The organism is Amycolatopsis endophytica (assembly GCF_013410405.1).
GTDB classification, from domain to species: domain Bacteria; phylum Actinomycetota; class Actinomycetes; order Mycobacteriales; family Pseudonocardiaceae; genus Amycolatopsis_E; species Amycolatopsis_E endophytica.
The window spans coordinates 3,188,169-3,205,107 of the sequence record NZ_JACCFK010000001.1; the positions used below are offsets into that span (position 1 = coordinate 3,188,169).

The window sequence follows — 16,939 nt, forward strand, 5'->3', positions numbered from 1 at the left end:
CTCCTCAGCCGGTGCCGCCCAGCACGTAACCGACGCCCCGCACGGTGTGCAGCACCGGCGGTGGCCCCAGCTTCCGGCGCAGTCCCGCGATCAGCACGTCCAGCACGTTCGACGCGGGCGGCACGTACTCGTCCCACGCCGCGGCTATCAGGTCGGCCCGGCGGACCGCCCGTCCGCCCGCCGCGAGGAGCCGTTGCAGCACGACGAACTCCTTCGTCGTCACCGGCAGCAGGGCACCCGCCCGGCGGACCTCGTACCGGCCCGTGTCCAGTTCGAGGTCGCCGTGCCGCAGCACCGGGGCGATCCGGGCGGCTCCGCGGCGGCACAGGCTGCGCACCCGCACCACCAGCTCCGCCATCTCGAACGGTTTGACCAGGTAGTCGTCGCCCCACGCCAGACCGGCGATGCGATCGTCGACCGTGTCGCGCGCGGTCAGGAACAGCACCGGTACCGCCCACCCGCGCTGCCGCAACGCCGACACGAAGCGCAGCGAGTCGCCCGAGGGGAGCATCCGGTCGAACACCGTGCAGTCGTAGGAGTTGACGCTCACGGCCTCGTCCGCGCCACCCAGGTCCAGCGCCACGTCCACCGCGAACCCGGACCCGCGCAACGACCCCTCCACGGCCACCCGGAGGTTCTCGTCGTCCTCGGTGACCAGCACACGCACTTGATCAGCCTATCGCCGTGCGGCGGCCGGTTCCTGCCAGATTCGGCAAAACGGTCTAAGCGCACCCGGATGGACGCTAAGCTCCCGGTGCGACGCTCCCTGTGACGAAGGACTGGACGAGCACGGTGCCCTCCTCTTCGATGCCCCGGCAGCCGGCCCGGGTACTGGTGGTCGAGGACGACGAGGACCTGCGCGTGGCCGTGACCGCCGAGCTGACGGCGGCGGACCTGCGGGTCGAGGCGGCAGGCGATCTCGCGGGTGCCACCGCGGCGCTCGACGGGGCCGATCCGGACTGCGTCGTCTTCGACCGCATGCTGCCCGATGGTGACGCCATCGGGTACGTGCACCGGCGCCGCCAGTCCGGCTGGGCGGTCCCGGTGCTGTTCCTCACCGCGCGCGACACGGTGCACGACCGCATCGCCGGGTTCGAGCACGGCGGCGACGACTACCTGGTCAAACCGTTCGCGGCGGCCGAACTGGCCGCGCGGGTTCTGGCGCTGTGCCGCCGCTCCGGCGGCGGGCGGCCCTCCGTACTCCGGCACAGCGACCTCGAACTGGACTGCGCCCGCCGGGAGGTCCGCCGCGGCGGCACGCTGCTGACCGTGTCCGGCAAGGAGTTCGCCGTGCTCGAGTACCTGATGGCGCGGCCGGACGGGGTGGTCAGGCGGGACGAGCTGATCGAGCACTGCTGGGACTCCAGCTCCGACCCGATGTCCAACGTGGTCGACGTGGTGGTGCGGCGGCTGCGGCGCAAGCTCGGCGAACCGGAACTGGTGCACACCGTCCGCGGCGTCGGCTACCGGATGGCACCGTGACGAGCCCGCGCCCCGGTTCCGCGGCGGAGCGGCTGCGGCGCCTGCGCTGGGTGCTCACCGGTCTGTTCACCGCCCTCAACGCGGTCGGCCTGCTGGTGTTCGCCGTGCTGGTGGTGCAGGCCGACGGCGACCGCGGCGAACAGGCGCTGGACGGCGAGCTGCGGCGCGTCACCTCCACGATGTCCCGCGTGCTGCAGTATGACGACGCGCTGATCACGGCCTTCCTCGCCGAGGACGAGCTGAGCACCAAATGTCCCCAGTTCGCGGTGCTGCCCAGCGGGGTCGAGCCGTTCGACCCGTTCTTCAGCCAGCGCAGCTGCGTGCCGGTGGACAACGCGGTGCTGGGTGGCCTGGCCCAGCGCGCCGCCCAGTCCGGCGCCCTGCTGGAGGGCAACGTGCGTGCCACCGACGGCCGTCTGGTCCGGATCGGCGCGGAGCCGTTCCGCAACTCCAGCGGCCAGTACATCGGCGCGGTGGTCGCGGTCATGGACGCCGAACCGGAGCAGTCGCGGCACGAGCAGGTGGTGCTGATGGTGATCGGCGGATGCGTGCTGCTGCTCGCCGCGGTCGCGGTGGCCGGGTACGCGTTGTCCGGCCGCGCGATCCGGCCCGCGTCGGCGGCGCTGGAACAGCAGGAGGTGCTGCTGGCGGAGACCGCGCACGACCTGCGCACCCCGGTCGCGGCGCTGCGGGCGCTGGCCGAGACCGCGACGCGGCACCCCGACCAGGGCGCCGAACTGCTGCCGCGCACGGTCCGCCTGGCCGGGCGGATGGGCTCGATCATCGACGGTCTGCTGGTGCGGGCCCGCCTCGCCGCCGGGGTCGAGCGGCTCGCGATCCAGCCGGTGTGGCTGGACCAGCTGGTCGCGGGGGTGGTCGAGGAGACCCCGACCGAAGGCTCGCGGGTGACCCTCACGACCGCGCCGACCCGTGTCGACGCCGACCCGGCGCTCGTCCAGCGCGCCATCAGCAACCTGCTGGACAACGCGCTGCGGTACGGGCGGCAGCCCGGCGCCGAGGCGCTCGTGCACATCACCGTGGCGGGCGGCAGGGTCACCGTCGCCGACCACGGGCCCGGCATCGATCCCTCCGTGGCCCGGGAGAACTTCGACCGGTTCACCAGTGGGGGCGGCTCCAGCGGCCTCGGATTGTCGATCGTGCGGTGGGTCGCCCAGGCGCACGGTGGCATGCTGCGGGTGTACAACGCCGACGAGGGCGGCGCGATCTTCGAGCTGGTGCTGCCGGTCAGCGCCGGCGATCCGGCGGTGCCGATGTACGGCCAGTACCGAGGGCAGGTCTGAAATGGACGATCAGGCTCCGCGCACGAGAACGGGTCTGCGCCGCAGGCTGCCGATGGCGCTGCTGGTCGCGGTCGTGGTCGCCGGTGTCGCGGTCGCGGTCTCGGCCGCGGGCAGGCCGCTGACCGGTCTGTACCTGGCGCAGGCCGGGCACTGGGTGGCGTTCCCGGAGCTCAACCGCGTCTACCACATCAACGGCGCGGCGCGGACCGTCGACGCCTCGGCCGAGGTGCCCGGGATGGAACCGGGCAGCCAGGTGGTGCAGGGCGAGACCAGCGGCTACGTGGTGGGCCGGTCGCGGATCTACGAGTTCGGCAAGTCCAGCCTCAGCGTGGAGCGGAGCCTGGCGCCGCCGACGGGTGAGGTGCCGGTGGCGATCGAGGCGCCGGGCGGCCCGTACCTGGTGTACCGGGAGGCGGGCAGCGTGGTGCGGCTCGGCGACGTGTCGGCGACGATCCCGGCCGGTGGCGCGCTCGGCGATCCGGTCGCGACCCCGGACGGCACGCTGTGGCTGCACCGGCTCGACTCCGGGGTGCTGTGCCAGCTGCCGAAGGGGGCCGACCGGATCTCCTGCCCTGCCGCGACGACGCCGGGGCACAGCGGATCGCTGACGGTGGTCGGGCAGCGCGCCGCGTTCGTGGACACCACCGCCGACACCCTCCGCCTCGTGTCCGGTGACGGGCTCGGCGAGCCGGTCCCGCTGCGCGTGGACGCCCCACCGGACGCGAAGGTCTCCCCGGCCGACGCGGACGGGCGGGTCGCCGTGCTCGACCCGTCGAACCGGCGGCTGCACCTCGTCGACTCCGCGGGACTGGACGCGCGGCGCCCGCCGGCGCCGCCGATCAGCGTTGGATTGGTCGAGGGCGACTACGCCGGTCCGACGGTCAGCGGATCGTCGGTCGTCCTGCTCGACCTCACACGGGGTTCGGTGCTCACCTACACCAGCGCGGGCCGTCCACAACGGACGATGGCGGTACCGCCGGAGGCGGGCGAACCGCGGTTGTCCCGTGGCGAGGACGCCCGCGTCTACGTGGACGGCGCCGAGGGACGGCACGTGATGGTGGTCGACCACGACGGCGCGGTGAACCAGGTGCCGGTGGTCGGGCCGCCGCCGGACACGTCGAGCGTTCCGGTCCAGCCACCGCCGGAGCCGGAGGTGCCCGTCGTGCCGCCGGAGACGAACACCCCGGCCCAGCCTCCCGTCCCGCCCGCGCAACCACCCGCGCAGCCCGGTGGCGGGAACTACCAGCAGCAGGGACCCGTGCAGCCACCGGCCACGCGGACCCCGCCGCCTGCACCACCGCCCGCACCGCCACCTGCCCCGCCGCCGCAGCCGCCACCGGCCCCGGCGACCCCGCCCGGTCTGCCGCCGGGCCTGCGTGCCGTCGTGCAGGGCACGGACGTGCAGCTCACCTGGGGTGCGGCGCCGGGCAACGGGGCCGCCGTGACCGCGTACCACGTGTCCTGGCAGCCCGCCTCGGGCACGGGCGGATCGATGACCCGCGCGGGCGGCGCCCGGTCGGCCACGCTGTCCGGGCTGCGGGAAGGCGTCACCTACACCGTCACGGTCGTGGCCGAGAACAGCGCCGGGCGCGGTGCCCCGGCGACGGTGCAGACCCTGGTTCCCGTGCAACGGCAACCGAAGATCACGGTGACCAGGGGCGAGGACACCACCTACGAAGGCTGCGATGACGACTGCGCGTACATGCGCGTCGAGATGACCGGGTTCGAGCCCAACACGTTCTACGAGGTCGAGGTCCACTCCACCAACACCGACTACGACAATCCCGGGCGAGGCATCACCACCGACTCCGAGGGCAACGAAGTCTTCGAGGACTTCCCCTTCGAGAGCACGGGTTATGAGGTCTGGGTGTCGGTGAACGGCATCGAATCCGCACACTACGTATGGCCGGGAGGATCGTGAACGGCATGACACGGGCGGGCGAGGTCGCCGGCCTCATCGCGAACAACGTGCAGCAGGTGATCCGCGGCAAGCCGGAACTGGTCCGCCTCGCGGTGGCCGCGATGCTGGCCGAGGGGCACCTGCTGATCGAGGACGTGCCGGGTCTGGGCAAGACGACGCTGGCCCGGTGCCTGGCCCGCAGCATCGGCGGGCAGTGGAGCCGCATCCAGTTCACGCCGGACCTGCTGCCCGGCGACATCACCGGCGTCAACGTCTTCCACCAGAAGGACGAGGAGTTCGGGTTCCACCAGGGCGCGGTGTTCGCGAACATCGTGGTCGCCGACGAAATCAACCGCGGCACCCCGAAGACGCAGTCCGCGCTGCTGGAGGTCATGTCCGAGCGGCGGGTCACCGTGGACGGTGTGGCGCACGAGGTGCCGCGGCCGTTTCTCGTGGTGGCGACGCAGAACCCGATCGAGATGGAGGGCACCTACCGGCTGCCCGAGGCGCAGCTGGACCGGTTCCTCATGCGGCTGTCGGTCGGTTATCCGGACGTGGCCTCGGAAGTGCTGGTGATCATGAGCGAGTGCGCCGGCGTCACCGCGGACGAGCTGCCGACCGTGGTGGACATCGGCGTGCTGCGCCAGGCGATCGAGGACGTGCGACGGTCGCATTTGGACCGCGCCGTGGTCGACTACGCGGCCCGGCTCGCGGCGGCGACCCGTGAGCACGCCGCCGTGCGGTACGGCGCCAGCCCGCGCGGCAGCATCGCGCTGGTCCGGACCGCGCAGGCGCTGGCCGCGACGCAGGGCCGGGCGTTCGTCACCCCGGACGACGTCAAGGACGTGGCCGTGCCGGTGTTGTCGCACCGGCTGATCCTGACCACCGACGCCGAGCTGAACGGTCGCCGCACGGCGGAGATCGTCGACGAGGTCACCTCCGCCACCCCGGCACCGGCGGTCAGCACGGCCGTCCGATGACGATGCGCCTCACCGGACGTGGCGTGGCCGTGCTGGTCGCGGCCGTGCCGTTGCTGGTGTTCGGGCACTGGGGCGGATATCCGTTGCTGCGCGCGCTGGGGGCGGTGGCGCTGGTGGCGGTGCTCGCGGCGGTGGTGATCACCGCCCGCGGGCTCAAGGTGGAGGTGCGCCGCGACGTGTACCCGGACCGGGTCGAGCGGGGCAGTGCCGCGCTGGCCCGGCTGCGCGTGAAGAACCCGGGCGAGGGCCGTCAGCCCGCGGCGCTGGCGACCGACGGGCTCGGCGGGCGCACGCAGACCGTGCGGATCCGGCCGCTGGCGCCCGGCGCGGAGGCGGCCTACCACTACGAACTGCCCACGGGCGCGCGCGGCAGGCACCCGGTCGGCCCGCTGACCCTGCACCGCACCGATCCGTTCGGCCTCTCCGCCAACCGGTTGCCGACCGGGGAAACCTCGACGCTGTGGGTGCATCCGCGGCAGCTGCCCGCGCGGGTGCTGGTCAGCGGTCATCCCCGGCACCACCACGAGGGCGCGCGGACCGACGATTCACTGCGGGGTTCGGTCGACCTGCAGGACGTGCGCGAGTACCAGCCCGGCGACGAGGTGCGGCACGTGCACTGGAAGGCGACCGCGCGCAGTGGGCGGCTCATGGTGCGCGATCTGATCGACCCGGAGCAGCCCCGGTTCACACTGCTGCTCGACACTCGCGCCGACGCGCTCCCGCCGGAGGGTTTCGAAGAGGCCGTGGACGTCGCCGCGTCCCTGCTGGTGGCCGCGGCCCGCGCCGGTTCGCCCGCGCGACTGGTCACTTCGTCGGGGATCGACCTGCCCACGCCCGGCGGCCTGCCCGCGACGCGCCAGCTGCTCGACGAACTGTGCCAGGTGCGGCAGACCGGCCCGGACGACTCGCTGGTCCCGGCGGCGCTCGCGGCACGCAGCGGATCCGGCGGGTGCCTGGTGATGGTGACCTCGGCCGGGGTGGGGTTGCCCGCGTTGAGCTGGCTGAACGACCGGTTCGCGTCGATCTTCCTGATCGCGCTGGGAGCGGGCCGGCGAGCCGGAGCGGTGGCCGGTGCACGCGTACTGGGCGCGCCCGACGCGGCGGCCGCGGTGCGGCAGTGGAACGAGGTGGCCGGATGAACACCCGTGCCGCCGGACTTCCCCCGGTGGGGGCGTTGGTGAGCGCGCGGGTGGTGGGGGCGGGATGGGTGACGCTGGCCGCCGTGCTCGTCGGGTTGTTGTTCGCGCCGGTGTTCGGCGTGGGGGCGCTTCTGCTGCCGGTCGTGGTGCCCGCGGTCGTCGTGTTCGGGGTCGCGTGGCTCGCCTCGCGGGGCGGGCTCGTGCCGTGGCGGCCGCTGTTCACCGTGCTGGCCGGGCTGGTGGCGGTCGCCGCGACCACCCTGTGGCCCGCCGGGGTGCCGATCGCCGCGACACCGGGTGCGCTGGCAGGCGGGGTGACCCAGTCCTGGCAGCTGGCCCTGCAGTCAACCTGGCCCGCCCGCCCGGAACCGGCGGTGCTGCTCTTCGTGCCGTTGCTGGTGCTGGTCGCGTCGGTGCTCGGGGCCGAGCTGGTGCTCCGGCAGACGAAACCGCTGGTGGCGCTGCTGCCGAGTCTCGCCGTCGGGGTGCTCGGCCAGTTCTACGTGGCGCTGTCCGGCTGGCCCGCGGTGCTCGCCGCCGGGGCCTACGCGCTCGCCGCGGGCGGTCTGCTCGCGACAGTCCGCAATGGACCGCAGCGGCCCGGGCTGGCGATCGTGCCGGTGGCGTTGTGCGTGGCGTGCGCCGTCCTGGCCGGGGTGCTGCTGCCGTCACCGCAGGCCCGGTACTCGCTCAAGGACGAGCAGCTGGCGCCGCTGGCCCCGGTGCGGGTCGCCAACCCGCTGGACGAGATCGCCTACCGCCTCGCACATCCGACCGCACCCGTGTTCACGGTGCGCGGCGGCGCCGGGGTGGACCGGTGGCCGGTGGTGGTATTGGACGAGTTCGACGGGGTGAACTGGTCGCCGGGCGGCCGCTACCGCACGCTCGGCACCGAACTGCGGCCGAGCCCCGAGGTGACCGTGCCGGTGGAGCAACGGAACGCGCGGATCGAGTCGCTCGACCTCGGCGGCCCGTGGCTGCCCAGCCAGACCTGGCCCGCGGGCGTCTCCGGCGCCGCGCCGCTGGTCGAGGAGCAGCAGGGCACGCTGCTGGTGCCGGACGACGGCCGGGCCACCGGTTACGACCTCACCTGGTGGGCCCCGCGGATCCCGGCGGGGTCACTGCTCGGCGCGAACATCGACGCCACCGCCCCCGGCGGGCTCTCCGGCGTCGGCGCCGTCCCGCCCGGCATCGCGGAGCTGGCCGAGCGCGCCGTGAGCGGCATCCGGCCGACCTTCCAGGCGGCGCTCGCCCTGGAACGGTACTTCCGCGAGAACTACCGGCTGGCGACCGGGCAGAACCTGCCGACCGGTCACGCCTGGCCGCAGCTGACGGAGTTCCTGACCGGCAGCAAGCGCGGCACCAGCGAACAGTTCGCCGCCGCGTACGTGGCGCTGGCCAGGGTGCGGGGCATCCCGGCACGCCTGGTGGTCGGCTACCGGGCGCCTGCCGCGGATCCCGCCGGTACGCAGGTGGTGCGCAACGGCGATGTCCTGGCCTGGCCGGAGGTCGCCGTCGAGGGCGTCGGATGGGTGCCGCTGGATCCGACGGGCACGGCGATGTCCGCCGGGACCTCGGAGGTCGGTCTGGCCGCCGCGACGGCGGGCGCGCGGGCGCAACTGCCCGCCTCGCAGGACCTGCAGAACCCGCCGGTGGCGCCGGGCGGGGAACCGGTCGAGGGCGGCTCCGGCGGATTCGACTTTCCCTGGCTGGTTTCGCTCGCCGCTGTGCTCGCCGTCGTGGTGCTCCTGGTGCTCGGCATCCCGGTGACGAAGGCGGTGCGCGCCTGGCGGCGACGGCGGCGTCCCGGGGCGGCGGCGGTGGTCGGCGCGTGGGAGGAGGCGCGTGACCGGCTGCGGGCCCACGGTGTGGCGGTGACGGCGGGGATGACGGTGCGCGATCTGGCCTCCGCCGCCACTCGCGTGGTGGATCGTTCCACTGTGGACGAACTGTTGTCGTTGGGGCGCACCGTCGACGTGGCTCTGTGGTCCGGGGCGGCACTGGAGGAGGGCCGGGCGGCGCACGCGTGGGAGTCGGTTCGGCGGGTGCGGCGTGGCCTGGCCCGGCGGGGTGTGCGGGCGCGGGTGCGGGCCGCGCTGGAGCCGTGGACGTTGCTGCGGGCTAGCTGACGCAGCTCGCGCCGCGGAAAGGTTTGACCTGGCTCTCGAAGATCTGCGGGCCGCCGTCGGTGCCCTTGATCTGGAAGCAGTACTTGAGCACGGGGTCCACGCGCAGGCGGTAAGTGGTGTTGCGCTGCACGAGGATCGTCGCGGTTTCCTGGCCCTCGGCGGCGACCACGAGCGCGAAGTCCAGCGCCTCGCTGCTCTGCCAGGACAGTTCGACGTAGTCACCCTGGTCCACCGGCTCGTTCAGGATCAGCTGCACGGCCCGGCTCGGGGGCGCGGTCAGGGTGGGCGCGCCGATGACCGGGGGCACCTCCGGCACGTCCAGCTCCTCGGGCGTGTTGACCAGCAGCAGCACGGCGGCGATCGCGAGGATCGACAACCCCGCCAGCGCCGCCACGAACGACGCCGTCCGCCGGGGCCGCCGCCGCGGTGTGGTGTCCGGCCCGTACACGACGAGCGGTTCGCCCAGGTGGGGGGCGGGTGCCGGAGTGAACGCGGGTGCGCCGGGCGGGGGGAAACCGTGCGTGCTGGGCGGCTGCGCCGCGGGCACCGCCTGCGGCATCACCGGCGCTTGCCCTTGTGGCACCGGCACCGGCATCTGCCCCTGCGGCGGCCACGGCTGCCCGGACACCGGCACCCGCGGCACCCACCCCGCGGCGGCGAAGTCATCGAACGCGGCACCCCCCGCCGCGGGTGGCGGCGGCCCGAGCACCGTGCCCAACCGCGCGGCGACCGTCGCCGCGTCCAGCGGCCGGGCGTCCGGGTCCTTGGCGAGCAGCGACGCCACCAGCGCCCCCAGCCCCGCGGGCAGATCGTGCCGGTCGAGCGGCGGCACCGGCTCCCGGAGGACCCGCAGCACCAGTTCGCCCTCCTGCTCGCCGGGCCGTCCCTGGTGCGGTGACCGGCCGGACAGTGCCAGGTACAGCACCGCGCCCAGCCCGTACAGGTCGGACCGCTCGTCGGCCGTGCCGTCGCGCAGCGTTTCCGGCGCCAGGAAGTCGTGCCCCGGTTCGCGCGGGAAAGCGCGGCGCAGCGTGAGGCCGAAGTCCGACAGCACGGCCTCGCCGGAGGCGCGGAACAGGACGTTGCCCGGTGTGACGCCGCCGTGCACCTGGCCGGCGGCGTGCGCCGCGGCCAGTGCGGTCGCCAGCGAGCGGCCCAGGCCCAGCGCGTCACCGGCCGTCATCGGACCGAACGCGCCGATCAGTTCCGGCAGGGACTGCGCGCACAGTTCCATCCGCAGCGCGCACCGCCCGTCGGGCAGCGACTGCACGGCGTCGGCCACCAGGACCGGGGCCCGGCCGCGCACCGCGGTCAGCGCCGCCAGTTCGCTGTCCAGCTGCGAACGCGTGCCGCGGTCGAGACGCCCGGGGTAGACCTTGAGCGCGAACGCGGCGTTCTCGTGCACCCCGGCGAACACGGTGGCGCTCGGCCCGTCACCCAGGGGCACCAGGTCCCCGAAGGTCCGCTCAGTCGCCATCGTGGTGCTCATCCTCGTGATCGCCATCGCCTCGCCGGTTCATCGTAGGAGGTGACGCCCGCCCCGCGCCGTGGTTCACCAGGACGGCTGCCCGGACTCGATGGCCGCCAGCACGTCGTCCACCCGGATCCGGCGCAGCTCGTCGGCGTCCGGGACCCGGCCCAGCCCGCGCAGACGCCCGGACTGGGTCTTGCGCATGCCCTCGAACAGTTTGCGCGCGTCGCGGGCGTTGCCGAAGCCGGGCGAGGCCGAGATGTGGCGGAAGTGCTCGGCGAGCGCGGGCCCGGACCGCGGGTCCAGTTCGTAGTCGCCCGCCGTCACCATCCGGCCGATGATGCCGGTCAGCTGGTCCGGCGTGTAGTTCTCGAATTCGACGGTCTTGGCGAACCGCGAGGACAGGCCGGGGTTCGCGGCGAGGAACTGGCGCATCTCGGCGGTGTAGCCCGCGACGATCACCGCGATCTCCTCGCGGTGGTCCTCCATCAGCTTGACCAGCGTGTCGATGGCTTCCTGGCCGAAGTCGCTGCCCGCGCCCGCCTGCCGCGACAGCGTGTACGCCTCGTCGATGAACAGCACGCCGCCGAGCGCCTGCTCGAACACCACCGCGGTCTTCTCGGCGGTGTGCCCGACGTACTGGCCCACCAGGTCCCGTCGCGACACCTCGCGGAACTCGCCGCGCGGCAGCACACCCAGCTCACGCAGGAGCTTGCCGTAGGTCCGCGCCACCGTGGTCTTACCGGTGCCCGGCGCGCCCGCGAAGATCAGGTGGTGGCTCAACGCGCCGGTGGACAGACCGGCCCGCGAGCGCCACGCGTTGACCTGGATCTCGTCGACCAGCGACCGGACCTCGGCCTTGACGCCGGGCAGGCCCACCATGCCGTCGAGTTCCGCGAGCAGTGTGTCCAGCGGGCTGGAGCCACTCGTCTCGGCGGTCGGTTCGGCGACGACCTCCGCGGTGGCCGTGCCTGCCAGCCGCACCGCGGGTTCGGCGGTGTTGGCGACGTCGCACGCCTCGACCGAGCCGCCGCAGTTCGCGCCCACGTCGATGCCGACGCCGCCCGCGTCCCGCACGGACACGCGCCGCAGCACGGGCGCGCTCCGGTGTGCCACCAGGATCCCGGCCTGCGCGGTGCGGCTGATGCGGCAGTTCTCCACCACCGGACGCGCGTGCTGGTAGACGTAGAGGCCGCGCTGCCCGCACCCGCCGATCGTGCACGAGCGGATCACCGGGTCGGCGCCGAGCCCGACGATCATCCCGTCGGCGGCGACGTTGTCGATGGTCACGTTCTCCACGATCCCGGACGTGCCCTCCAGGACCAGCCCGTGTTCGGCGCCCGTGATGGTCACGCCGGTGACCGTCAGCGGACCGGGACCGCGGACACCCACCGCCGGCCCGCGCCCGGCCCGCACGGTGCAGTCGTCCAGGGTCAGCTCGGCGTTCTCGGCCTGGATCGCCGCGGCGTTCCCGGCCTGCACGGTCACGCCGTGCACGGCGAGCGTGCCGCCACGCGCGAGCAGCACCGGCACGTCGGCGCCACGGCCGTCGAACACCACCTCGGCGCCCTCGGCCGCGCGCAGGGTGAGGGCGCGGTCGAGCAGTTCCAGCGTTTCCGCGTAAGTGCCCGCGGCGATGGAAACGGTCGCGCCGTCGGGGGCGCCGAGCACCGCTTCGCCGACGGTGGCGTAGGCGCCGTGCCTGCCGGGATCGACGAGGAGCGTGCGTCCGGTGGACGTCGTCATCAGCTCGCCTTCCCCGCCAGCCAGCCGTGGCCCGCGGCCTTGACCCCGGCCTGGAACCGGCTGCGCGCGCCGAGACGGTTCATCAGGCTCGACACCATCCGCCGCACGGTGCGTACGGAGACGCCGAGCGCCGCGGCGGCCGACTCGTCGGTGCATCCCGCGGACAGCAGGGACAGCAGTTCGCGATCGCGGCCCGCCAGTTCGCTGGTCACCGGCGAATCCGTGGGGACGAGCGGCACCGCGGCGGGCCAGAGCCGGTCGGCCAGTTCCAGGAAAGTGGCGACGACGGCGGGCAACCGGAGCACGGCGATGTCGGCCTGCCTGCCCCGGTCCTCGGCGGGCACGATCGCGAGCGCGCCGTCCACGATCAGCGCCTCGACCGGGACGGCGGGCATCGTCCGGACCTCCGCACCGGCCTGCGCCAGCTTCACGAGCTGGCGCGCGGGCCCCGGCCGCGTGCGCGCCGCGTCGGGGACCAGGACGCGGTAGCGGACGCCGCGTGCCAGGTTCGCGACGTCGACCGGGCGGAACGGGTCGCCCGGCCCGCCGGACAGCGAGCTGAAGACCAGCACCTCGCGCCGCGCGGCGGCCAGTTTCGTGGTCACGCGGGCGTGCCGGGACACCAGCGGGCCCGTCGAGTGTCCGTTCAGGACCGACAGCCGGGGCGGTGCCTGGTGGGCGTGGGTGATCATCGGTTTCCTCCGATCGGCAACGACGCGGCGACGGCCGGTGCGTGCTGGTTGTCCATTCGTTCGAGGCGCAGCCCGTGGGGCGGCATCCACAGCAGCCGCGCGACGGCCGTGTCGGCGGCGTGGTCGGTGGTGGCCGCGACGCGCAGCACGGCTTCGTGCCCGGTGATCGCGACGGTGCGGGCGGTTCCCGGGGCGGCCGCGAGCAGTCCGTGCAGTGCCTGGACCGCGGTCCGCCCCGGACGCAGGCCGGTGACGCGGAGGCCGACCTGCGTGATCGGCCCGGCCCGCCAGTACCGCCGGTCTTCGCGGACCGCGCCGCGGCCGGATCCGGTGTGGGTGAGCGCGACGAGCGTCGCCGACACCTCCTGCTCGGTCAGCGCGGACGCGTCCAGCCCGGCCTTGCGGAGTGTGCGGTGGAGCTTGCGCACGACGTTGCCGAGCACGACGAGCAGCTCGGTGTCGGTGGCGAAGCCCGGCTCGCGCAGCGCACGCACCGCCAGCCACATCCGGATGCTGTCCGTCTGGTGTGGGCCGCGGTGCAGGACGAGCTGCAGTTTGACGACGGGCGTTTCGGTCGTCTCGACGGGCAGCGCTTGCCCCACGAGCGTGGCCGGATCGCCGTGGGCCCGCAGGACGGCGACCAGCTCCTCGCGGCGGCTGATCACCGCCGCCGGCGTTCCGGCGACTTCGACGGTCCGGATCGTCGCGCCAGGGGCGAGGGTCTCCAGGAGCGCGTGGCCGCTGGCGGCTTCGTGCCCGCGACGGCGGAGCCGCCGGCGCGCGCGGAGCACCAGCTCGTCCGAAACCCACCGGCCCCGCACGCGCAGAGCCGTGCAGGCCAGCAAGGTCGCGGCGGCCAGCAGCAGGCCGACGACGACCGGCCACGGCCTGCCGATGGCCGCGAACGCCAGCACCACGGCCAGTTGCCAGCACACGATGCGCAGCGCGGGCAGCGCCGCGCGCTCCTCCCGGTGCGGCTCGGGCGCGGGCGGCTCGGGACTGGCGATCACCGGGGCGGCGGCCCGCGGTACCGGTGCCGGCCTCGGTGCGGGTGCCGACGCGGGTTTCGGCGGCAGGGACCGCACCCGTTCCGCGGCCCCCGCGACGGTGGCGACCGGCCGCGCGGCGACCCGGGGCGCGGCCTGCCACGTCTGTGGGGCGACGGTGTGCTGTCGCTGCTGTGCGGTCATGCCACAACCCTGGCGGCACGAACATGAGGATCGGATGACAACGGTGGCCGGTACCTGCCGGAGCCGTTCCCGCACCCCGTCGTCGCGCCCAGGCTGGGCGCATGTCGACCACGAACCTGGTCCGGGTGACCATCGACGCGCCTGCCCGCAGGCTCGACCTGGCGTTGCCCGAGCGGTCCCCGGTGGCCGAGATCCTGCCGGGCCTGCTGCGCCGCGCGGGGGAGGCCCTTCCCGACGACGGTGTGGCGCAGGGTGGCTGGCTGCTGCGCCGCGGCGACGGCACCCCGCTCGACCTGGGCCGGACGCTGAGCACCTACGGCGTCCGCGACGGCGAGGTGCTGCACCTGGTGTCCCGTCGCCTGCACTGGCCGGAACTGGAGTACGACGACCTCGCCGACACCATCGCGAAAGGCGCGGGCCGCACCGGCCGCCAGTGGGGGCCGTCGGACACCCGCGCGGCCGGTCTGCTGACGGGTGCGGTCGCCGCGCTGCTGGCCCTGCTCGCGGTGGTGCGGGCCGGACCGCCGTGGGATGTACCGGCATTGGCCGCGCTCGGCGGCGCCGCGCTCCTGCTCGCGGCGGGCACCGTGCTGGCCAGGGCGCTGGGTGACGCGGGTGCCGGCGCGGTCGTGGCCGCGCTGGCGTTGCCGTTCGCCTTCACCGGGGGCGGGCTCCTGCTCGCGGGCGGACCACAACCCGCGGGACTCGGGGCGCCACATGTGCTGGCCGGGTCGTCGGCGCTGCTGATCGCGTCGGTGCTCGGCTACTTCGCCGTGGTCGAGCGTGCCGCGGTGTTCATCGGCGGTATCGCCGCGGGCGCGGTGGGGGTGCTCGCGGCGGTGCCGTCGACCATGGACGCACTGGACGGGGTCGACGGCGCGGCGGTGGCGGTCGTGGTGGTGTTGCTGTTCTCCCCGTTGTCCGGCCCGCTCGCGATCCGTCTCGGCCGCGTCCCGATGCCGGTGCTCCCGCGCACCACCGCGGACCTCGTGCGCGACGATCCGCAGCCACCCCGGCGCGCCGTCTACGCCGCGGTCCTGCGCGCCGACCAGATCCTGACCGGCCTGATCGGCGGCGCGACGACGGTCGCCGTGCCGTGCCTGTTCGTCATCGCGTGTGAGCCGGGCACGTCGGTCATCGTGCTGCTGTCCGTGCTGGCGGTGGGGTTCTGCCTGCGTGCCCGGCTCTACCCGGCACTGCGGCACCGCGCCCCGCTGCTGGTCACCGGCGTGGCGAGCGCGGCCGCGCTGGTGACGACGTTCGACTCCGCGGCCGTGACCGCACCGGTCCTGATCGTGGTGGGCGGCCTCGCCGTCCTCACCGGACTCAGCCACAGCAAACGCTTGCCGAGCCCGTTCCTCGGCCGGTACGCGGAACTGCTGGAGGTCGCGATCGTGCTGGCCTGCGTGCCCGTGCTGTGCGGGGTGCTCGGCGTGTACGGCCTCGCGCGCGGAATGGCGGGCTGAGCCGTGGCGTCCAAACGCGACCTCCTGCAGGCACACCAGTTCCTCGCGCAGCGGGCCATCTCCGCGCTCGTGACCCGTGATCCGGACCCCGAGCAGCCACCGTTCCGCCGCCCAGGGGGCGCGGCCGTCGGCAGCATCGTGATCGGGGTGCTGGCGCTGGTCGCGGTCGGGGTGTACGGGCTGATCAACCCCGGCGGCAACACCACCTGGCGGGACAAGCCCGCGGTGATCGTGGCCAAGGAGTCCGGCACGCAGTACGTCTACCTCGGCGGGGTGCTGCACCCGGTGGAGAACTACGTGTCGGCGCTGCTGGCGCTGGGTGAGCACGCCGAGACGGTCACGGTGTCCAGCGATTCGCTGGCCGGTGTCCCGCGTGGCCCGCGCATCGGGATCGACGACGCGCCCGACTCGCTCCCGGCGCCGGACCACCTCCTCACCGGCGGCTGGAGCCTGTGTTCCCGGCCGGTGCCGGATCCCAGCGGGTCCACGGTGGACGAGTCCGTGCTCCTGGTCGGTTCCGGCGCGCCCGGTGGCCGCCCGCTGGGGGACGCCGCGCTGCTCGTGGAGGTCCCGGACAGCGGTGACCAGTACCTGATCGTGAACGGCTACCGGCACCGGATCCGCCAGGCCGACACGGTCGCGGTCGGGCTCGCGTTGCAGTCCGCCCCGAAGGCCCGCACCGGTATGCCGGTGGTCGACGTGCTGCCCGCGGGCGACCCGATCGCGCCGATCCGGATCGCCGGTGCGGGATCGCCGTCGTCGGCGGTGCCAGGGCGGGCGGACGTCCGGGTGGGTCAGCTGCTCGTCATGGAGGCGTCCGGGAACCGCGAGTACTACCTCGCCGACACCGACCGCCTGCGGCCGATTTCCGCGCTGCAGTACGAAATCCAGCGCGCCGATCCGGCGTCACGGCAGGCCTACGGCGGCGGGCAGCCGGCCGGGGTCGCGCTGGGACCCGCCGAACTGGCCGAGGCGCACGTCGCGCTCTCGGCGGAGGCCGGGCCGGGATCGGTGCCCGCGCAGCGGCCGCGCTTCGCCGGTGGTGGCACGATCTGCGTCACGTATGAGCCGGGTGCCCTGACGCCGATGGTCCAGTTCGACCCGCGGATGCCCACCGCCGCGACGGTGACGGCTGGCCGCACGGCATACGGCATGCCGATGGCCGACCGGGTCTTCGTGGAGCCGGGCCGCGCGGCGCTGATCGAGGTCATGCCCAGCGCCGACGCCTACGCCGGAACGCTGATGCTGGTGACCGACCAGGGCCGGGCCCACCCGCTGGCCGGGCGTGTCGTGCTGGACGTGCTCGGCTACGGCGAGGCCGACCCCGTCCGGCTCCCCGCCGGGATCGCCAGCCGCGTCCCTCTGGGCGGCGCCCTCGATCCGGCACGCGCCCTCGCGGCGTGAGCGGGTTTCCGCGTGAACGAGCCCGGCCGGGATGTCCCG

At 74.3% G+C, this 16,939-nt stretch carries 13 protein-coding genes; 8 read left to right on the forward strand and 5 right to left on the reverse strand.

The genetic code is table 11. The annotated features are described in order from the left end of the window. Positions 1-4 precede the first annotated feature (4 nt). On the reverse strand, positions 5-667 hold the full coding sequence (locus HNR02_RS15825; protein ID WP_179773927.1) for a response regulator transcription factor: 663 nt from the start codon (positions 665-667) through the stop codon (positions 5-7). Between the two features lie 140 nt (positions 668-807). Between HNR02_RS15825 and HNR02_RS15830 the strand changes: the two genes are divergently transcribed. Genes HNR02_RS15830 through HNR02_RS15855 form a run of 6 tightly spaced genes read left to right on the forward strand, consistent with a single transcriptional unit; the run spans position 808 to position 8,931 of the window. Beyond that, positions 808-1,482 (forward strand): response regulator transcription factor, encoded by a 675-nt coding sequence (locus tag HNR02_RS15830; protein ID WP_179773928.1) that lies wholly within the window; start codon positions 808-810, stop codon positions 1,480-1,482. Further along, the gene (locus HNR02_RS15835; RefSeq protein ID WP_179773929.1) at positions 1,479-2,783 is read left to right on the forward strand and encodes a sensor histidine kinase; all 1,305 of its coding nucleotides are present in this window, start codon (positions 1,479-1,481) and stop codon (positions 2,781-2,783) included. The genes HNR02_RS15830 and HNR02_RS15835 overlap by 4 nt, the downstream gene beginning before the upstream one ends. Before the next feature lies 1 nt (position 2,784). Further along, positions 2,785-4,704: a fibronectin type III domain-containing protein gene (locus tag HNR02_RS15840; RefSeq protein WP_179773930.1), complete on the forward strand. Its 1,920-nt coding sequence runs from the start codon at positions 2,785-2,787 to the stop codon at positions 4,702-4,704. Between the two features lie 5 nt (positions 4,705-4,709). After that, a complete protein-coding gene (locus HNR02_RS15845) occupies positions 4,710-5,663 on the forward strand; it encodes an AAA family ATPase (RefSeq protein WP_179773931.1) in 954 nt (317 codons plus the stop codon). Then, positions 5,660-6,802, forward strand: a complete 1,143-nt coding sequence (locus HNR02_RS15850) for a DUF58 domain-containing protein (protein ID WP_312861027.1) — start codon at positions 5,660-5,662, stop codon at positions 6,800-6,802. Before HNR02_RS15845 ends, HNR02_RS15850 begins: the two co-directional genes overlap by 4 nt. After that, on the forward strand, positions 6,799-8,931 hold the full coding sequence (locus HNR02_RS15855; RefSeq protein WP_179773932.1) for a transglutaminase TgpA family protein: 2,133 nt from the start codon (positions 6,799-6,801) through the stop codon (positions 8,929-8,931). Before HNR02_RS15850 ends, HNR02_RS15855 begins: the two co-directional genes overlap by 4 nt. On the opposite strand, the gene HNR02_RS15860 is transcribed toward HNR02_RS15855, so the two are convergent. The 4 genes from HNR02_RS15860 to HNR02_RS15875 form a co-directional block, all read right to left on the reverse strand. After that, the gene (locus tag HNR02_RS15860) at positions 8,924-10,408 is read right to left on the reverse strand and encodes a serine/threonine protein kinase (RefSeq protein ID WP_179773933.1); all 1,485 of its coding nucleotides are present in this window, start codon (positions 10,406-10,408) and stop codon (positions 8,924-8,926) included. The genes HNR02_RS15855 and HNR02_RS15860 overlap by 8 nt on opposite strands. 75 nt (positions 10,409-10,483) lie before the next feature. Then, positions 10,484-12,148, reverse strand: coding sequence for a right-handed parallel beta-helix repeat-containing protein (locus tag HNR02_RS15865; RefSeq protein WP_179773934.1), 1,665 nt, complete (start codon positions 12,146-12,148; stop codon positions 10,484-10,486). Then, complete coding sequence (locus HNR02_RS15870) at positions 12,148-12,840, reverse strand: helix-turn-helix transcriptional regulator (protein WP_179773935.1); 693 nt, start codon at positions 12,838-12,840, stop codon at positions 12,148-12,150. Before HNR02_RS15870 ends, HNR02_RS15865 begins: the two co-directional genes overlap by 1 nt. After that, the gene (locus HNR02_RS15875) at positions 12,837-14,030 is read right to left on the reverse strand and encodes a type VII secretion EccE family protein (RefSeq protein WP_179773936.1); all 1,194 of its coding nucleotides are present in this window, start codon (positions 14,028-14,030) and stop codon (positions 12,837-12,839) included. The genes HNR02_RS15870 and HNR02_RS15875 overlap by 4 nt, the downstream gene beginning before the upstream one ends. Positions 14,031-14,131: 101 nt before the next feature. On the opposite strand from HNR02_RS15875, the gene eccD reads away from it, so the two are divergent. Further along, positions 14,132-15,496, forward strand: a complete 1,365-nt coding sequence (eccD, locus tag HNR02_RS15880) for a type VII secretion integral membrane protein EccD (RefSeq protein WP_179773937.1) — start codon at positions 14,132-14,134, stop codon at positions 15,494-15,496. 3 nt (positions 15,497-15,499) lie between these two features. Continuing rightward, positions 15,500-16,900 (forward strand): type VII secretion protein EccB, encoded by a 1,401-nt coding sequence (gene eccB / locus HNR02_RS15885; protein ID WP_179773938.1) that lies wholly within the window; start codon positions 15,500-15,502, stop codon positions 16,898-16,900. The last annotated feature ends 39 nt before the right edge of the window (positions 16,901-16,939 follow it).

Coding starts and splice junctions, on each gene's coding strand:
- HNR02_RS15860 (WP_179773933.1), bottom strand. CDS start 10,408: ATGGCGACTGAGCGGACCTTCGGGGACCTGGTGCCCCTGGGTGACGGG.
- eccD (WP_179773937.1), top strand. CDS start 14,132: ATGTCGACCACGAACCTGGTCCGGGTGACCATCGACGCGCCTGCCCGC.
- HNR02_RS15840 (WP_179773930.1), top strand. CDS start 2,785: ATGGACGATCAGGCTCCGCGCACGAGAACGGGTCTGCGCCGCAGGCTG.
- HNR02_RS15870 (WP_179773935.1), bottom strand. CDS start 12,840: ATGATCACCCACGCCCACCAGGCACCGCCCCGGCTGTCGGTCCTGAAC.
- HNR02_RS15865 (WP_179773934.1), bottom strand. CDS start 12,148: ATGACGACGTCCACCGGACGCACGCTCCTCGTCGATCCCGGCAGGCAC.
- HNR02_RS15830 (WP_179773928.1), top strand. CDS start 808: ATGCCCCGGCAGCCGGCCCGGGTACTGGTGGTCGAGGACGACGAGGAC.
- HNR02_RS15850 (WP_312861027.1), top strand. CDS start 5,660: ATGACGATGCGCCTCACCGGACGTGGCGTGGCCGTGCTGGTCGCGGCC.
- HNR02_RS15875 (WP_179773936.1), bottom strand. CDS start 14,030: ATGACCGCACAGCAGCGACAGCACACCGTCGCCCCACAGACGTGGCAG.
- HNR02_RS15855 (WP_179773932.1), top strand. CDS start 6,799: ATGAACACCCGTGCCGCCGGACTTCCCCCGGTGGGGGCGTTGGTGAGC.
- HNR02_RS15845 (WP_179773931.1), top strand. CDS start 4,710: ATGACACGGGCGGGCGAGGTCGCCGGCCTCATCGCGAACAACGTGCAG.